The sequence below is a fragment of the Haliea sp. genome (genome assembly GCF_040221975.1).
In the GTDB taxonomy this organism is placed as follows: Bacteria; Pseudomonadota; Gammaproteobacteria; order Pseudomonadales; family Halieaceae; genus Haliea.
Map to the genome: position 1 here is coordinate 79,902 of NZ_JAVJWR010000031.1, position 16,515 is coordinate 96,416.

The window sequence follows — 16,515 nt, forward strand, 5'->3', positions numbered from 1 at the left end:
GGGACAACGGCGTGCAGTCACTCCAGCGATGTCCTCACACAGACGCAAGCCCGGGAGGAGATCCGCAGTTGGACATAGCAGTTATCGGAGCGGGCATTTCCGGCCTGGCGACCGCCCACTACCTCAGCCGGACGCACAGGGTCTCCATATTCGAGGCGGGAGGCCAGATCGGCGGTCACACCGCGACCGTGGACGTCAAGCTGGGCACTCGACGCTATGCAGTGGATACCGGATTCATTGTCTTCAACGACTGGACCTACCCCAACTTCATCGCCCTGATGGAAGAGCTGGGGGTAAGCAGCAGGGCCACCTCCATGGGATTCAGCGTCAGCGATGAGAAATCCGGACTCGAGTATTCGGGAACCAGCATTGACACCCTGTTCGCGCAGCGTCGGAACCTGGTATCCCCGCGCTTTCTGGGCATGGTTCGGGATATCCTGCGGTTCAATCGCGAATCCGTAGCCGATCTGGAAGCCGGGAAGCTGGAGGCCGGGGAGACCCTTGGTCATTACCTCCAGCGCAAGCACTACAGTGAGGCCTTCACCCGCCAGTACCTGGTGCCCATGGGCTCGGCCATCTGGTCTGCGGATTGCGACAGCATCAGCCAGTTTCCGCTCGAGTTTTTCCTGCGCTTCTTCCGCAACCACGGCCTGCTGTCCGTCAATGAGCGACCGCAGTGGCGGGTCATCGAGGGTGGCTCAAGGGAATATCTGCGCCCCCTGTGCCAGCGCTTCGAGCAGCGCATCCACACCGGCGCTGCCGTAGCCCAGCTGCGGCGCAATGCCCAGGGAGTCGAGCTCCTGTTGCAGGACGGGCGCAGTTATCGGTTTGATCAGGTCGTCATTGCCACCCACTCGGACCAGGCGCTGGCCATGCTCGCGGACCCGAGCACCGAGGAAAAGGCGGTGCTGGGTGCGCTGCCCTACCAGAACAATGAAGTGGTGCTGCATACCGATATTCGCCTGCTGCCACAGAATCGCAAGACCTGGTCCAGCTGGAACTACCGCCTCGGTGTGGACGAGCAGCGTGCGGTGGTTACCTACAACATGAACATCCTGCAGGGGCTGCAGGCGCCGGAAACCTTCTGTGTCACTCTCAACGATACCCGCTCCATCAACCCCAACAAGATCCTGGGCACATTCAACTACGCCCACCCGGTATTTTCCCTCGCCGGCATCGCCGCCCAGGCTCGCTGGCACGAGATCAACGGCCAGCACCACACCTGGTACTGCGGCGCCTACTGGCACAACGGCTTTCATGAAGATGGTGTCGTCAGCGCCCTGCGCGTGGCTCAAGCCATCGGCCAGGCCAACAAGGCAGCGGTGTGAAATCACGGCTCTACCAGGGCTGGTTGCGCCACCGGAGATTTCTGCCGCAATCACATGCATTCAGCTATCGCGTGTTCATGCCCTGGATCTGTCTGCAGGAGCTACCGGAGCTGTTCCACGGTCGATGGTTCTGGTCCGCTACCCGCTGGGCACCGGCCCGTTTCCGCCGCAGCGACTTCCTCGGCGACCCGAACCTGCCGCTGCAGGACGAGGTGCGGCGCCGCATCCGCGAGGAGACCGGTGCCAGCCACAGCGGCCCTATCTACCTGCTGGCCAACCTTCGCTACTTCGGCTACCTCATCAATCCGATCGCCTGCTATTACTGCTACAGCGAGGATGAGAGCCGGCTTGAGTATATTGTGGCCGAGGTTACCAACACCCCCTGGGCCGAAAGCCACAGCTATGTCCTCAGCGGGCCCGGGGACGGCCGCTGGCTACAACAGGACTTCGCCAAGTCCATGCATGTCTCCCCCTTCAACCCGATGGACATGCAGTATCACTGGCGCAGCAACACCCCCGACGAACAGCTGTCCATTTACCTGGCCACCACTACCGGGGCGGGCAAGGTGTTCGATGCCAGCCTGTCGTTGCAGGCGCTGCCCATGACCGCCCGCAACCTCAATCAGTTTCTCTGGCGCTACCCGCTGATGACCGCAAAGGTTGCGCTGGCCATTTACTGGCAGGCTCTGCGCCTGTTCATCAAGGGTGTGCCTATCCACGCCCACCCCGGATCATGAACCTCTGGAGTGCAAGATGAGTAATACCAGTGTCAGCCAGGTTCGGCTGCAAACCAGGGCCCCCAGCCGCTGGTCCAACACCCAACTGGCCCGCAAGCTGCTGCTGCGGATGCTGGACAATTTCACTGTGGGGAGCATGACCATCCACGATGGTGGCCAGGTTTTCCGGGTTGGCCACCCGGACCGGGAAGGAGAACCCCACGCCGAAGTATATGTGCACGATCCCGCGGTTTACGGCAAATTGCTCGCTGGCGGCACTATCGGCTCCGGCGAGGCCTATATTGAAGGTGACTGGAGCACGCCGGACCTCACCGCAGTGACCCGCCTGTTCAGTGCCAATATGGTGACCATGGAGGCGATGGAGGCAAAGCAGTCCTGGCCTGTGCGCCTGGGCCTGAAGCTGGCCCACAGCCTCAACCGCAACACCCACAAGGGATCGCGCAAGAACATTGCCGCCCACTACGATCTCGGCAACGATTTCTTCCGCCTCTTCCTGGACCCGAGCATGATGTACTCGGCGGCCGTGTTCGACTCCCCGGATGCAACGCTGGAGCAGGCCTCACAGGCCAAGCTGGATGAGATCTGTCGCCAACTCGAACTGACTCCCGATGATCACCTGCTGGAGATCGGCACCGGCTGGGGCGGGATGGCGATCCACGCAGCCACCCGCCACGGCTGTCGGGTGACCACCACGACCATTTCCCGGGAACAGTACGACTATGCCCGCGAGCGTGTGGCAGAACTGGGCTTGTCGGACCGTATCACCGTGCTTTGCGAGGACTACCGCAAGCTCACAGGCCAGTTCGACAAACTGGTTTCGGTAGAAATGATCGAAGCGGTTGGCCACCAGTTCTACAGCAACTATTTTGCCCGCTGCAGCGCACTGCTGAAGCCCAACGGCAAGATGGTCATCCAGGCGATCACCATCAGCGACCAGCGCTACCGCCGGGCGCGGGATACGGTGGATTTTATCAAGCGTTTTATCTTTCCCGGCGGCTGCCTGCCTTCGCTGGCGATCATCGCCGACCACATTGCCCGGGATACGGACATGCAAATGGTGCATCTGCGTGACATCACCCAGGATTACGCCCGCACCCTGGCCTGCTGGCGCGAGCGCTTCACGGACGAGATCGAGGCCGTGCGGCGCATGGGCTTTGACGACCAATTCATCCGCATGTGGGAGTTTTACCTGTGCTACTGCGAGGGCGGCTTCCGCGAGCGCATTATCGGTACCGTGCAGCTGGCGTTTGCCAAGCCGGGCTACCGCTTGCCGGTCGCGGTGTAGTTCCGGTAGGACCACCAGGGCGGCAACAGGGCACGGCAGGCGGGGTCAACGTAGCGGCTGTCAATCAGCAGGGCCTTGCCGCGATCGGTCTCGGTGCGCACCACCCGGCCGATCGCCTGGCTGACTTTCTGTAGGCCCGGATACTGGTAGGCGTGGGCAAAACCGGCGCCGTAGCGACGCTGATAAAGCTCGCGCAGACGCTCGTTGGCGCTGTTCACCTGCGGCAGACCCACGCCGACCACCACCACGCTGCTGAGCTGGTCCCCCGGCAGGTCGATGCCTTCCCCGAACGCGCCGCCAAGAACACAGAAGGCGGCGACATTGCGCTCTTCCTCAAGCAATTGCAGCAGCTGCTCACGACCCTGGGGCGCTCGGCCCTGCACCCAGAGACGGCGCTCCTCCGGCCAGCCCCTGGCCTCCATGGCCTGCAGGCAGGACTGCAGATACTGATAGGAAGAGAAGTACAGCAGACAATTGCCGGGCTCCGCCAACAGCCACTCCCGCAGCAACTGGGCCAGCTGCGGCAGACTCGCGTGGCGCTGCTGGTAGCGGGTGTCGACATGCGTTGCCAGCAACACCTGCAGCTGGTCCCCGGCGAAGGGCGACGGCGCGCGCCAGGCCACGGTGGACGCGTCCAGGCCCAGCGAATCGAGCGCCCACTGCTGCGGCGACAGGGTCGCGGAGAATACCACCAGGGCATGCAGCGCCTGTTGGCGCAGGGCCAGCATCCGCGCCGGGTCCAGACAGTGCAGGAGCAGCCGCAGGCTCTGCGGTTCGCGGCCGCGTACCAGCTGCAGGGAAAACTCCTCGCCCCACAGCTCCAGCACCCGCAGGCATTGCAGTACAGCGAAATAGCTGTCCCGCAAAGCCGGGCGCGACTGCAGCAGGAAGGGATCCTGTGCCAGCGCAGTGGCCACCGCCTCGGTGCATTGCTGCAGGCTGTGGCCGAGGGGCAGCGGCACCGACTCCAGCCAGTGGCTCTCAGGTTGCTGCCAGTCCAGCTTTTGCAGCGCCAGCAGCTGCCGGTTGAGCCCATCCAGCGCCCGTTTCAGCTCCGCCGGAGCCTCCCGCCGGGCAGCCATGATCATGGCCTTGGCCAGTTCGGCGCCGTACATCTGCCGGGCCCGGTCAGGCAGGCCATGGGCCTCATCCAGCAAGACCGTCCAGCGGCGCCCGTCCCCGCTGAGCCGGTCCGCCAGGTTGGCAGTGGGGCTGAATACATGGTGCACATCCGCCACAATCACGTCGGCCCAGGGCGCCAGGTCCAGGCCCAGCTGGTAGGGACAGACTTCATGCCGACGGGCGATCTCCGCCAGCGCCTCCGGGTTGAGCAGCGACGTCGCCAGCGCATCTTCCAGGGCGACCGGCAGGCGATCGTAGTAGCCGCGGGCATAGGGACAGTCGTCACCGTGGCAGGCGCGGCCAGGGGACAGGCACACCTGCTCCCTGGCCATCAGGCTGAGCGAGTTGCCGGCATAGCCCGCAGCGACAAAGCGCGCCATCGCCTGCTGCGCCGCTCGCCGGCCGCTGATCCGGGTCGTGGCGAACACGATGCTGTCGTGGCGGTCAGTAGCCAACGCCTTCAGCGCCGGATAGAGCACAGCCGCGGTCTTGCCTATTCCGGTGGGCGCCTCCAGCAGCAGGCGCCCCGCCTGGTGTATGCACTTGTACACCCGTTCTGACAGTTCGCGCTGGCCGGGGCGAAACTGCGGGTGCGGGAAAGGCAATGTCTGCAGGCTCAGGTCACGCGCGGCACGGCGCCGGGCCATCAGTGCCAGCCAGGCGCCATAGCGCTGCAGGCTTTCCTCGAGAAAGTCATCCAGCTCGGCGCGGGTGTACGCCTGCTGCAAGGCAGACTCCTCGCCGGTATCGAGCTGCAGCCAGGTAAGCTGTACCGTCAGCCCCGGCAAATCCTCCTGTACCGCGATCATGGCGGCGTAGAGCCGCCCCTGGGCCAGGCCCAGGCGGCTTGCCGCCTCCGGAATGCGCACCGGGTTGATACGGCAGGTCTTGATCTCCTCCACCAGCTTTTGCTCGCGGTCGTAACCATCGGCCCGTCCGCGCAAACGCAGGACCGGCGACCCGGCGGCCGGCGACCCGGCGGCGGGTACGCCCGGGCGGCTGAATTCCACGGCGAATTCCCGCTGGTAGGTGGCTGGCCGGTGCCGGTAAATGCGCTGGTGACCGGCAATACCCTCCTGTCCGGTAGGCGAGGGAGTAAAGCGGTGATCAATGTCCCCGCTGCGATGGCAGAACAGCGCCAGCTCGCGCACTGTAAGCAGGTACTCAGGCATTGGCCCAGCTCACCCGCGCCACGCAGGCTGGAATCCCCTGCCCGTCAAAAAAGCGCAGCCAGCGCCGCTGGCCGTGCTGCAACTGGTCGCCGGGGCCCTTCACCTCAATCAGGCACCAGGCCCCGGGGGCGTCCCCCAGAGCAATCAGGTCGGGAAACCCCCGGCGGTTCTCACCCGGGTCGAACAGCATCCGCTGCCAGATCGCCAGCAGCTGCTCCCTCGGCACACAGGCCAGCACCTGCTTGAGCAGGGTGGCCGACAACAGCTGCCAGTTGACCCAGCGGCACTGGTAACCCTGAAACCGGTGCAGCGCCGCCAGCAGCTCCGGGTAGAGCTCGGCGCTGGCGAGCTCGGCCAGGCGCGCATCGAGCAGATCCTGGCGGCGCTGGTAGAAACCCTGCTGGTACATGTCGGCGGGGACACTCTGAAAGGCATTGTGGAATGCACCGGCAACTGGCGCAAAGATCTGCTCCCAGAAGGCCAGGCCGAAGAGGCTGTTAAACAGGGCATTTTCCACATAATGGACCGCATGCCAGTCCGCGGCCAGGCGGCTGGCCACCGCCAGCTCCACCCCGCCGTCCACCCGCGGCAGGACAAGATCCAGGGTGCGCACCGGCTCCCGGGGCCTTGCCGGCGGTGACTGATCCAACTGCCGCAGCAGCCTGGGCAGTATGCGCTGTGCTGCCTCGAACTCTTCCTCACACCAGGGCTGGTCCAGCAGCAGCCGGCACTGCTGCAGCGCCTGTTCGCAGTGGCCACTGTTCTCCAGCACCCGCACATGCCGTTCCCGCGCCGGGTGCAATTGGCTGCGCGCGTACAACTGCGCCGCCAGCGCCAGCTCACCGCTCCGCTCCAGATTGCGTGCCAGCCGGTTACAGAGCTTCCAGTAGCGTCGCTCGCTGGTGGCGAAGCGCGGAGGAGTATCCAGCAGCAGCCCGGCCAGGGCGGCCAGGCCGTCCGTATCTCCCGCATCCTGCAGGAGCCAATGGGCGTCCGCCAGTTCCCCCCAAAAACGGTATTCATCCACCGCTTCGCGACAGCTGAACAGGCGCTGCCGGCGGTCCAGCGGATACGGGTAGTAACGGGCAATGCCCAGGTCGCTGAGTACAAAATCCGTCAGGCCCTGGCCCCGGTTGCCAAAGAAAAGCAGCTGCAGCAGCTCCACCGTATCCGTGCCGAGAGGAGCCACCAGCTGATCGCCCGTGACCTCCAGCAGCCGGTCGAGCAGGTCGGCATCGGGCCACTGCAGCCCGGCGATCGCGGCGAGCAGGTCCCGCTTGGTCCGGGGCTGCGGCGAGGGCAGCTCCGCGACGAAAGCCCGACGCCATTCCGCCACGGTAAACAGCCGGGCCAGCTCTTCCAGCCCGATGTCCCCAGCCGTGGCCAACAGCTCTGCTGCGGACAGGTCCGCCAGGGCGGCGGCAATATCACTTATTTCCGCATAGGCAAGCTTGCCGCTGCGGAACCAGGGGCCGACCCGGGAAACCAGTCGCACGTACAGGCACTGGGCGGATTCGGGAAGATCGCGCCAGCGCGCCAGCAACGCGCGCTCGGCGGGATGCAGCAGATCGTCGTACAGCGCTTCCACAGCGTTGCCCAGCTGCAGGAAGTTGTCCCGGTAATAACGGGGCGGGAGTGCCGCAGGTGCAGCCCCGCCCGGTCCTGCCAGTTCCACTCAGGCCTCCCGCGCCGGGGAGCCCGCCTGCTGCAGCAGCACCCCGGGAATGATCAGCGCCAGCCCCACCAGGGTGGCCGGGTGTATCGTTTCCCCCAGCACCGTCGCAATCAACACCAGCGAAAACAGGGGTGAGAGAAAGATCAGGTTGCCGATCCTGGCCACGGAACTGGCCAGACGCAGGGCGCCGGACCACAGGGCGAAGGTGATGCCCATCTCGAACAGGCCCACGTACAGCGCCGCGGTCAAACCGCGCCAGCCACCCGTGGCAGCGGTGGAAAGCATGAAACAGACCAACCAGGCTGCCGGCACCGCGAGCAGGAAATTGAGGCACAGGCTGACCACGGGATCACCCTTGTTGCGGGTATTGAGTATCCAGTAGAGGGCCCAGACCAGGGTGCTGCCCAGAGCCAGGGCCACCCCCGGCAGACTGGTAAAGTTCATCGCCAGGGGCTGCCCTTCAGTGGCGATGATCACCACGCCACTGTAGCCGAGGGCCGCCGCGAGCAGATCCCGCCCGCCGAGACGCTGGCCCAGCAGCGGCACCGCCAGCAGCGCCAGGGTAATGGCCCAGGTATAGTTGATGGTCTGCGCCTGTTGCGCGGGCAGCAGGTCATAGGCGTGCAGCAGTACCAGGTAGTACAGCAGCGGATTGATGGCGCCCAGCAGCAGGAAAAAGCCGGGACGCGCGCGCAGGGAGGACCACAACAGCCCCTGCCGGCCCTGCCAGCATACGATCGTCAGCAGGGCCGCGGCAGACGCCGTCACCGACCAGGCCACCAGCTGGAACACATCCAGCTCCCGCAGCGCCAGCTTGAAAGCGGTGGCGGCGGTGGACCACAGCAATACCGCGGCGAGGCCCAGCAGCAGTGCCTTGCGGTCGTTGCTCACAGTACTCGGATCATGCACACGATCTCCGTCGCGAAAGGCCGGCAACTGTACCCGCCGGGTATTTTAAGGCATCCTGCGGCCCTGAACCCGACCATTCCGCGGCCCGCCGCACAACACTAGAGAGCATCCACACTTGAGTGCCGAGTCGCCCTCCCAGCCCCTGACTACCACTCTGGCGCTGGCGCCTGTCGTCTTCCTCACCCTGCTGCTGGGAACATCGGTCTACCTGTTCGGCTCGGACTCCTCCTACGGCGCCAACCAGATTGCCCTGATCCTGGCCAGCTGCGTGGCGGCCCTGGTGGGGAAACGGATCGGCCTGTCCTGGCACACCGCCCAGGAGGGTATTGTCCAGGGCATCGCCACGGGCCTGGCCCCGACCCTGATCCTGCTCGCGGTAGGCATGCTTATCGGCACCTGGATTCTCTCCGGCACCGTACCCGCCATGATCTACTACGGCGTGCAGATACTCAATCCAGCGGTATTCTACGCAGCGAGTGCAGCCATTTGTGCCGTTGTTGCGGTCAGCATCGGCAGTTCCTGGACCGTCGCCGGGACTCTCGGCATAGGCCTGATGGGCATCGCCGGCAGTTTCGCCCTGTCTCCCGCCATCACCGCCGGCGCCATTATCTCCGGCGCCTATTTTGGCGACAAGCTGTCGCCCATGTCGGACACCACCAACCTCGCCGCCGCCGCTACCGGCGTCGACCTGTTCGATCACATCCGGCACATGCTCTGGACCACCGTGCCCGGCTTCACCCTGGCGATCCTGATTTTCCTGCTGATCGGTGGCGGTGCGGCGGCGACGCCGGAGGAGATAGCGCGCCTGCAGCAAGGCCTGACCGAGGAATTCAACATCGGCTTGCACCTGCTGCTGCCGCTGCTGCTGATGCTGGCCCTGATTTACCGCCGCTTTCCCGCGTTCCCGTCCATTGTCGTCAGCGCGCTGGTCGGTGCCGTGTTTGCGATCCTGTTCCAGCCCGAGGCAGTGCGCCAGCTGGCCGAAAACGATCCCGGCCTGGTGCAGCCCCTGCTGCTGCTCAAGGGGATCTGGATCAGCCTGTTTGACGGCTATGTTTCCAACAGCGGCAACGTCTTCCTGGATGAACTGCTGAGCAAGGGCGGCATGAGCAGCATGCTGAACACGGTCTGGCTGATCATCTGCGCCCTCGGTTTTGGCGGCGTACTGGAGCGCACCGGCATCCTTGATCACCTGCTGCAAATGATCCTGCGGCGGGTGCACAGCGCTGCCGGCCTGGTCAGCGCCACTGTTGGCACCTGCCTTACCACCAATATCCTGGCGGCGGACCAGTTTATCTCGGTGGCACTGCCGGGGCGGATGTTCAAGGATGAGTACCCCCGCCGCGGCCTCTCAAGACTGAATCTGTCTCGCACCCTGGAGGACTCCGCCACGCTCACCTCGGCGCTGATACCCTGGAACACCTGCGGCGCCTACATGTCCGCGACCCTCGGTGTGGCGACTTTTGCCTACGCACCATTCGCTTTCTTCAACCTGATCTGTCCGCTGCTGGCGGTACTCTATGCCCTCTTCCATTTTGCCCAGAAGCCGCTGGAAACCGGCGCCAGCGCAGGACCAGCGGCGTGAATATTGAGCCGGCAGGCTGGGACCGTCCGCAGCCCTTTACCCTGCATACCCGGGTCGGCGCCGATGCTATCGACGGCCTGGAACACACCAACAACACCGTCTATGTGAAATGGTGCGAGCAGGTGGCCTGGGCGCATTCGGTTGCTCTGGGCCTGGACCTCGAGGCCTACCGGCGCCTCGATCGGGCGATGGCCATTACCCACAGCGAGTATGACTACCTGCAGGCGTCGCGGGAGGGTGATGAGCTGGTGGCGGGGACCTGGATTACCCGCTGGGACCGCAAGCTCACCATGGAACGCCAGTTCCAGATCCTGCGCCCCGCGGACGGCGTCACGCTGTTGCGTGGCATGATGCGCTTCGTCTGTATCGAAATCAGCAGCGGGCGGCCGCGGCGGATGCCACCCGAGTTCATCGCCGGCTACGGACCAGCGGTGTTCGACTAAAACTCAGCTGCGTTCCCAGGAGAAGGCCAGCAGGTGCCGGATATCGGTCTCCCCGGTCGCCAGCAGCAATAGCCGGTCCACCCCCAGGGCGACCCCGCTGCAATCCGGCAGGCCGGCCGCCAGTGCCGCCAGCAGGGCCTCGTCCAGTGGTCGTTGCAGCAGGCCCCGGGCCTCGCGACGGCGGTTGTCATCCTCAAAGCGCGCCCGCTGCTCCGCGGCGTCACCGAGTTCATGGTAGCCATTGGCCAGCTCGATGCCGTCGACATAGAGCTCGAAACGTTCGCCCACTGCATGGCCGTCACGCTCCACCAGGCGGGCCAGGGCGGCCTGGCTGGGCGGATAATCGTAGACGAAACAGAGGCCCTGCCGCGCCAGCCAGGGTTCCACGGCATGGGTCAGCAGCAGGTCCAGCCAGAGGTCGCGGTCGCCATTCAAGGCGCCGACGTCGACCGTCTCATGCACCCGTTGCTGCAGGCTTGCCAGGGAGTCGGCAAAAGGGTCGACGCCGATACTTTCCCGGAACAGGTCCCGGTAGCTCAGCGCCTGCCACGGCCGCTCTCCCAGGCAGGTGCAGACCAGGGCGGCAACTTCCGCCATCAACTGGTGCTGGTCCATGCCCGGCCGGTACCACTCCAGCAGGGTAAACTCGGGGTTGTGCCGGCTGCCGGCCTCGCCGTCGCGAAAGGCCTTGCAGATCTGGTAGATGGAGCCGCTGCCCGACGCCAGCAGGCGCTTCATGGCGTATTCCGGGGAGGTTTGCAGATAGCGGGTGCCGGCACCGACCGACAGGCCGCCACTCACCAGCAGCGGCTCGATCGCCGGGTCGGTTATGCCGCGCGAGCAGAGCAGCGGCGTTTCCACTTCCAGTACACCGCGTCCGGCAAAAAATGCGCGGATGGCGGCCAGCAGTGCCGCCCGTGCCTGCAGAGCGTCCTGCCCGGCACCCGGGCGCCAGTCAGTCACGACGCCGCCGGGCCAGGGAGCCTACTTGCTGACCCGGTTCTGGTATTCACCGGTACGGGTATCGACCCGAACGACCTCACCGGTGGTCACGAACAGGGGTACCTTGACCACCGCACCGGTACTCAGCTTGGCGGGCTTGGTGCCGCCCTGGGCGGTATCACCCTTGAGGCCCGGATCGGTTTCAACAATTTCCAGCTCGACAAAGTTGGCGGGGGCTACCGCCAGCGGGCTGCCGTTGTAGAGGGTAACCTCGCAGTTGTCCTGGTCCTTCAACCAGAGATAGGCATCCCCGACCGCCTTGGCATCGGCCTGATGCTGTTCGAAAGTGTCCGGCTCCATGAAATACCAGAACTCGCCGTCGTTGTAGAGGTACTGCATGGTGCGGTCGACCACGTCAGCGCCCTCCAGGCTTTCCCCGGACTTGAAGGTGCGCTCCCAGACCCGCCCGCTCCGCAGGTTGCGCAGGCGCACGCGGTTAAAGGCCTGGCCCTTGCCCGGCTTTACAAACTCGTTCTCGAGAATGCTGCAGGGATCGCCTTCAAACATGACCTTGAGGCCGGGCTTGAACTCATTGGTGGAAAAATTCGCCATGACAGGTTATACACCGGGTAGAAGAGTGGACGCCCATGATACCGCACAGTGGGCGCGCCGGCGATATTCCGGTAGCGATTGGCGCCCCGGATAGGCTACTCTTGTAGCAAACAGGCAACAGCAGAAATATTGCACAGGGAGATCTGGGTCATGACTGACAAGGCACCCGTCAAGCTCAGGATTCCGCGCCAGGATCTCGACACTCACAGCCTGTTTACTCCCACCCTTGAGGGTGCACAGGCCTGGACCAGCGCCCTGCCTGTGACCAACACGCGCGAGGTCGCGCAGCAGCTGCGCCTGGCCATCGGCGAGCTCAACCGGGTAACGCTGCCCGCGGAGCAGCGCCATGCCATTATGGAAGCGATGCGCCCCAACCTGATGGTGGCGACAGCCAGCCTTTCCCGGCGCTTCATCAATCAACCGCTGGTACTGCCCCCCGAGCCGCAACAGATGGCCGAACTGGCGGACCAGCTATCCGGACTTGCCAGCACTGCCTACACCCTGATTGCCGTTCACGCCATTCGCGACCGCGAAAGTATCCGCAACATCAACCCGGCACGCCTGGTGTGCGAGTCGCTGCAGCGGGCGATCCACTTTGCCGGTCAAAAGATTTTCCAGCGCTTGCAGCTATTCCAACCGAGCGAAAATCGCGCCTGGAAGACTCTCCATCAGCTCTATGCCCTTGCGGAGCGACAGCAGCTGACGCAGCTGCGTATCGACGGGGTCACGGCGGAACCCACCACCATTACCGCAACCTGGCTGCAGCCGCTGCTGCTGTCCTGTTGCAAACCCAACCAGCTGCGCCAGAGCGATCTCGCCGCCATTTTCCAGGGTCTGCGACAATGGAGCGGGCTGGCAGCGGTATCCACCGAAGGCGCAGGCCTGTTTGCCGTGGATCTGAGCGGCGACCAGCCGCCCGCGTATGCCCACAGCATCAGAGTCACGGCCAACCCGGACCTGCGCATGATCGATACCGGGCCGCTGGTCGCACACCTGCATGAGCTGTCCGGGTCAGATGAAGGCAGCAGTCACCAGGATATCGTGTTTGCGAATGATGTACGCCTGCACCACAACATCCTGCAACACATGATTGCATCCCTGTCTTCCGTCAGCACGCGCAACTTCAGTCGCCATAGCCAGGAGCAACGCCTGCATGTGGCACTGGGACTGAACAGTACCCACTACTTTGTCGCCGGGGGCCAGACCTTTGCCGAGGTGCTGCACGGCAAGGGTTACCAACCGCCAGCAAGTGAGCGGGTGGTGACCAACCCGTTCCTGATTGAACGCAAGCGGCGCGACCCCTGGCTGGAGGCGAACGCGGATGACATCCACAGCGGGGAAGAACAGCCGACCCCGGACGACAGCAGTGATCCGCACCAGGTGGACGTTGACGAGGACACGCGGGCGGTGTTGCTCGAAGATCATGAAACCCTGCCGTCGTCACAGCGGGAGGAGGAAGAGCTGTACCGCGAGTATCCGGCGAAGGCAATCAACGCCAGCCCCGGTGGCTACTGCCTGGAATGGGAGCATGACCAACCGGATGTCATCCGCAGCGGGGACATTATCTGTGTCCGCGAAGAGCAGGGCGAGGCCTGGGTCATTGCCTCCATTCGCTGGCTCAGTCAGCTGGAAGGCAGGAGCAGCATCCTCGGCATAGAACTGCTGAGTCCGCAGGCGACTGCCTGGGGAGCGCGCATCCGCAATCCGCAGGGGGGCCTGTCAGAACCGATCCGGGTTCTGCTGCTGCCGGGGATCAAGCTGGTAGCCCAGCCGCCAACGTTGATTACCCCGCGCAGTGGCTTCCGTGAAGGCCAGAGAATCACTCTGGTCAGACAGGGTGAAAACAAGAAAATCCGGCTGCAGCGGCAAGTGGCCGCCACCGGCACCTACAGCCAGTTTGAGTTCCGCGAGACTGGCAACCTGGCGCCGGACAAACCCCGGGAGGAGCGCGAATTGCCGGGCTCCCCGTTCCGCTCGCTGTGGTCCGATATCTAGTGGGCCACTACACCAGGCGATCGCCGCCGGGCTGGTAACGGTCGGATATCCCTAGCAGATAGAGAATGGCGTCCAGCCCCAGCGTGGAAATGGATTGCTCTGCCGATTGCTGCACCAATGGCTTGGCACGAAAGGCGATACCGAGTCCCGCAATACTGAGCATGGGCAGGTCATTGGCACCATCACCCACCGCAATCACCTGCTGTAGATCGATCCCCTCGCGGCTCGCGAGCTGACGCAGCAGGGCGGCCTTGCGCTCGCCATCCACAATCACCCCGCTGACCTCTCCGGTTACGGCGCCATGGGCGATGTCGAGCACATTCGCATGTACGTAGTCGATGCCCAGCTCCCGCTGCAGTCGCTCGGCGAAATAGGTGAAGCCCCCGGAGAGAATGGCAGTCTTGTAGCCGAGCGCGCGCAGGGTGGAGATCAGATGTCTCGCGCCCTCGGTAATACGCAGGTTTGCCGCCACATCCTCCAGGGCGGATTCAGGCAGCCCCCGCAATAGCGCCACACGCTGGCGGAAGCTCGCGCCAAAATCCAGCTCGCCGCGCATGGCGCGCGCAGTTATCGCGCGGACTTCATCACCCACTCCCGCCAACTCTGCGAGTTCGTCGATGACCTCCGCCTCAATCAGCGTGGAGTCCATGTCGAAGGCCACCAGGCGCCGGTTGCGGCGGTACATATTGTCTTCCTGGAAAGCGAGATCCACTTCCAGGGCACTGGCCACCTCCAGCAGTTCCTTGCGGAAGGCGGCAACGTCGGACAGCGGGCCGCGCAGGGAAAACTCGACACAGGCCTTGCTCAGGGGTGGCAGCTCACCCAGCGGAATGCGGCCCGACAGGCGCGATATGCCATCGATCCCCAGGCCGTGGCGCGAGAACACCGCGCTGACCCGGGCCAGCTGGTCGGCGGTGATCTTGCGTGCCAGCAAGGTAGTGATATAGCGAGCCCGACCCTGGGCGGATACCCAGTCACCATAGCTCTCCTTGCTGATTGCCTCCCAGCGCAACTGCAGACGCTGGTCACTGGCAAACCCCTGCAGAGCCTGTTCCAGGCTACCCCGATCGGCATCCGCGGGTATTTCCAGTAACAGCCCCATGGAGAGCGTCGCGTGAATAACCGCCTGGCCAATATCGAGCACGTTCACCGCGCGCTCCGCCAGCAGCCCGGTGACGCCGGCGGTAATTCCCGGGCGATCCTCACCGGAGAGAGTAATCAGGACGATGTCGTTCACGAAATGCAGTGTCCAGCAGGCGGCAAAGCGGCGTATTCTACCCCCCCTCCCGCCGCTGTGAAACAGTCGGGGCGCGCAGCTTCGGCCGGATAGGTCGGGGCGCGCAGCTTCGGCCGGACAGGTCGGGGCGCGCAGCCGCGGCCGGGCGGTGCGCTCACAGGTCGCGCAGCGGCATCGGCCATGGTTTATACTCGGGCGCTTTGATTACAGGGAAGCGCACCGGCGTGAGCAATAGATTCCGCGACTCCAGTCTGAGCCAGCAACTGGCACTCATTACCGCCCTGGTCTGCCTCCTCATCTCGCTGGCGCTGGTCGGCCTCGCGGCCACCTCCAGCCGGCACATGCAGGAAGTCCAGCAGGCGAGCTTCGGCAATGCCCTGGCACAGCAGATTGCCCGGCGCATCAGTGTCGCCCTGGAAACCGGGGATTTGCTCAACGTGGCTGCCTCCCTGCACCGCTTCGTGGAGTCCTCCTCCGCCGGCAAGGTGGCCATCTTCGACGTCGAGGGCAGGGCTCTGGGCCAGGCCGGTACCGTCGAGGGTGATTACCAGCGCGAATACCGAGCCCCCGTTCTGATCGAGAGTGATCTGGCCGGGGAAGTGGTGATCACTATCGGCACGGATCTGGTCGAGACCGCACGTACGCGATTCCTGCTCAGCCTGCTGGGGCTCGCCATACTGCTGAGCCTGGCCGTCTACGGCGCCACCCGGCAACTGGGCCAGCGGCTGCTGGCCAGCCGGCTGCAGCGGCAGGCCAGGGCAATTGCCCTCGATGACAACCGTGCCACCAGCCTGCCAGCCAATGAACTGATGCAATTGCAGTATCACATTGATGCATTACCCATGGACTTGCTGCGCGCCCGTACCGGCACCGGCCCGAAGGAGGAGAATTACCGTGACACCGCGGTGCTGTACCTGCACCTGATCAGCCTCACCGGGTATATCGACACACTCGACGAGCGCTCCCTGCACCGCTATACCGACCGCCTGCACCAGATCGTCTATGCCGCCGCCGGCTTTTACGGCGGCCATTTACAGGTGGTACGCCAGTTCGGGCTGGGAGTCTTCTTCAGCGGCAACACCAGTGGCGGCAGTGCCGCCTTTCGCGCGGCATCCTGCGCCTGGCTGGTCCGTGCCATCAGCAAGGAGCTGGAAAAAGAGATGACCCTGTCGCTGAACATCGCCATGGCGGTGGCCCAGAGCGAGCTGGGCCGCGGCGATGAGACCGACATCTATCCGGGGCTGTATATCCAGTCTACGCTGGATGAGCTGCAAACCCTGTGCGCCAGCAAGCCGCCGCAGGTGATGCTTTCACCCGCTGTGTGCGAGGATATCGATGTCAGCAGCCGCCTCGAGCAGCGCCCCAGTGAACTGGGCGACTACTGCATCCTCGAGGAGTTTCTCAATCCCTGGGACGACCTGCTTGAACGGCAGCTGCGCCTGACACTCAAGCGCCTGGGGACGCCACTGTAGC

The 16,515-nt window shown here is 64.4% G+C and carries 13 protein-coding genes; 7 read left to right on the forward strand and 6 right to left on the reverse strand.

What is annotated here, in order from left to right; all coding sequences use genetic code 11:
• The first annotated feature begins 68 nt into the window (after nt 1–68).
• From RLO07_RS13280 to RLO07_RS13290, 3 genes are read left to right on the forward strand one after another with little or no spacing between them, the layout of a single operon-like run.
• Nucleotides 69–1,328: an NAD(P)/FAD-dependent oxidoreductase gene (locus RLO07_RS13280; protein WP_462292611.1), complete on the forward strand. Its 1,260-nt coding sequence runs from the start codon at nt 69–71 to the stop codon at nt 1,326–1,328.
• Nucleotides 1,325–2,065 (forward strand): DUF1365 domain-containing protein, encoded by a 741-nt coding sequence (locus tag RLO07_RS13285; RefSeq protein ID WP_462292612.1) that lies wholly within the window; start codon nt 1,325–1,327, stop codon nt 2,063–2,065. The genes RLO07_RS13280 and RLO07_RS13285 overlap by 4 nt, the downstream gene beginning before the upstream one ends.
• Nucleotides 2,066–2,081: 16 nt before the next feature.
• Nucleotides 2,082–3,350: a class I SAM-dependent methyltransferase gene (locus RLO07_RS13290; RefSeq protein WP_462292613.1), complete on the forward strand. Its 1,269-nt coding sequence runs from the start codon at nt 2,082–2,084 to the stop codon at nt 3,348–3,350.
• Here RLO07_RS13290 and RLO07_RS13295 read toward each other — a convergent pair.
• From RLO07_RS13295 to RLO07_RS13305, 3 genes are read right to left on the reverse strand one after another with little or no spacing between them, the layout of a single operon-like run.
• A complete protein-coding gene (locus RLO07_RS13295) occupies nt 3,326–5,644 on the reverse strand; it encodes an ATP-dependent DNA helicase (RefSeq protein WP_462292614.1) in 2,319 nt (772 codons plus the stop codon). The two genes, RLO07_RS13290 and RLO07_RS13295, sit on opposite strands and share 25 nt — an antisense overlap.
• Nucleotides 5,637–7,319 carry a VRR-NUC domain-containing protein gene (locus RLO07_RS13300; RefSeq protein ID WP_462292615.1) on the reverse strand — a complete coding sequence of 561 codons (1,683 nt, stop codon included), beginning with the start codon at nt 7,317–7,319 and terminating at the stop codon, nt 5,637–5,639. The genes RLO07_RS13295 and RLO07_RS13300 overlap by 8 nt, the downstream gene beginning before the upstream one ends.
• The gene (locus RLO07_RS13305; protein ID WP_462292616.1) at nt 7,320–8,228 is read right to left on the reverse strand and encodes a DMT family transporter; all 909 of its coding nucleotides are present in this window, start codon (nt 8,226–8,228) and stop codon (nt 7,320–7,322) included.
• 115 nt (nt 8,229–8,343) lie between these two features.
• Between RLO07_RS13305 and nhaC the strand changes: the two genes are divergently transcribed.
• Nucleotides 8,344–9,813 (forward strand): Na+/H+ antiporter NhaC, encoded by a 1,470-nt coding sequence (gene nhaC / locus RLO07_RS13310; RefSeq protein ID WP_462292617.1) that lies wholly within the window; start codon nt 8,344–8,346, stop codon nt 9,811–9,813.
• Nucleotides 9,810–10,256 (forward strand): acyl-CoA thioesterase, encoded by a 447-nt coding sequence (locus RLO07_RS13315; protein ID WP_462292618.1) that lies wholly within the window; start codon nt 9,810–9,812, stop codon nt 10,254–10,256. Before nhaC ends, RLO07_RS13315 begins: the two co-directional genes overlap by 4 nt.
• Nucleotides 10,257–10,259: 3 nt before the next feature.
• Here RLO07_RS13315 and epmA read toward each other — a convergent pair whose 3' ends face one another.
• Nucleotides 10,260–11,219 (reverse strand): EF-P lysine aminoacylase EpmA, encoded by a 960-nt coding sequence (epmA, locus tag RLO07_RS13320; protein WP_462292619.1) that lies wholly within the window; start codon nt 11,217–11,219, stop codon nt 10,260–10,262.
• A gap of 21 nt (nt 11,220–11,240) precedes the next feature.
• A complete protein-coding gene (gene efp / locus RLO07_RS13325; protein WP_462292620.1) occupies nt 11,241–11,810 on the reverse strand; it encodes an elongation factor P in 570 nt (189 codons plus the stop codon).
• Nucleotides 11,811–11,960: 150 nt separating this feature from the next.
• Between efp and RLO07_RS13330 the strand changes: the two genes are divergently transcribed.
• A complete protein-coding gene (locus RLO07_RS13330; RefSeq protein WP_462292621.1) occupies nt 11,961–13,805 on the forward strand; it encodes a GTPase in 1,845 nt (614 codons plus the stop codon).
• 7 nt (nt 13,806–13,812) lie between these two features.
• On the opposite strand, the gene serB is transcribed toward RLO07_RS13330, so the two are convergent.
• Nucleotides 13,813–15,042: a phosphoserine phosphatase SerB gene (gene serB / locus RLO07_RS13335; RefSeq protein ID WP_462292622.1), complete on the reverse strand. Its 1,230-nt coding sequence runs from the start codon at nt 15,040–15,042 to the stop codon at nt 13,813–13,815.
• Between the two features lie 224 nt (nt 15,043–15,266).
• Between serB and RLO07_RS13340 the strand changes: the two genes are divergently transcribed.
• Nucleotides 15,267–16,514 (forward strand): hypothetical protein, encoded by a 1,248-nt coding sequence (locus RLO07_RS13340; protein ID WP_462292623.1) that lies wholly within the window; start codon nt 15,267–15,269, stop codon nt 16,512–16,514.
• The last annotated feature ends 1 nt before the right edge of the window (nt 16,515 follow it).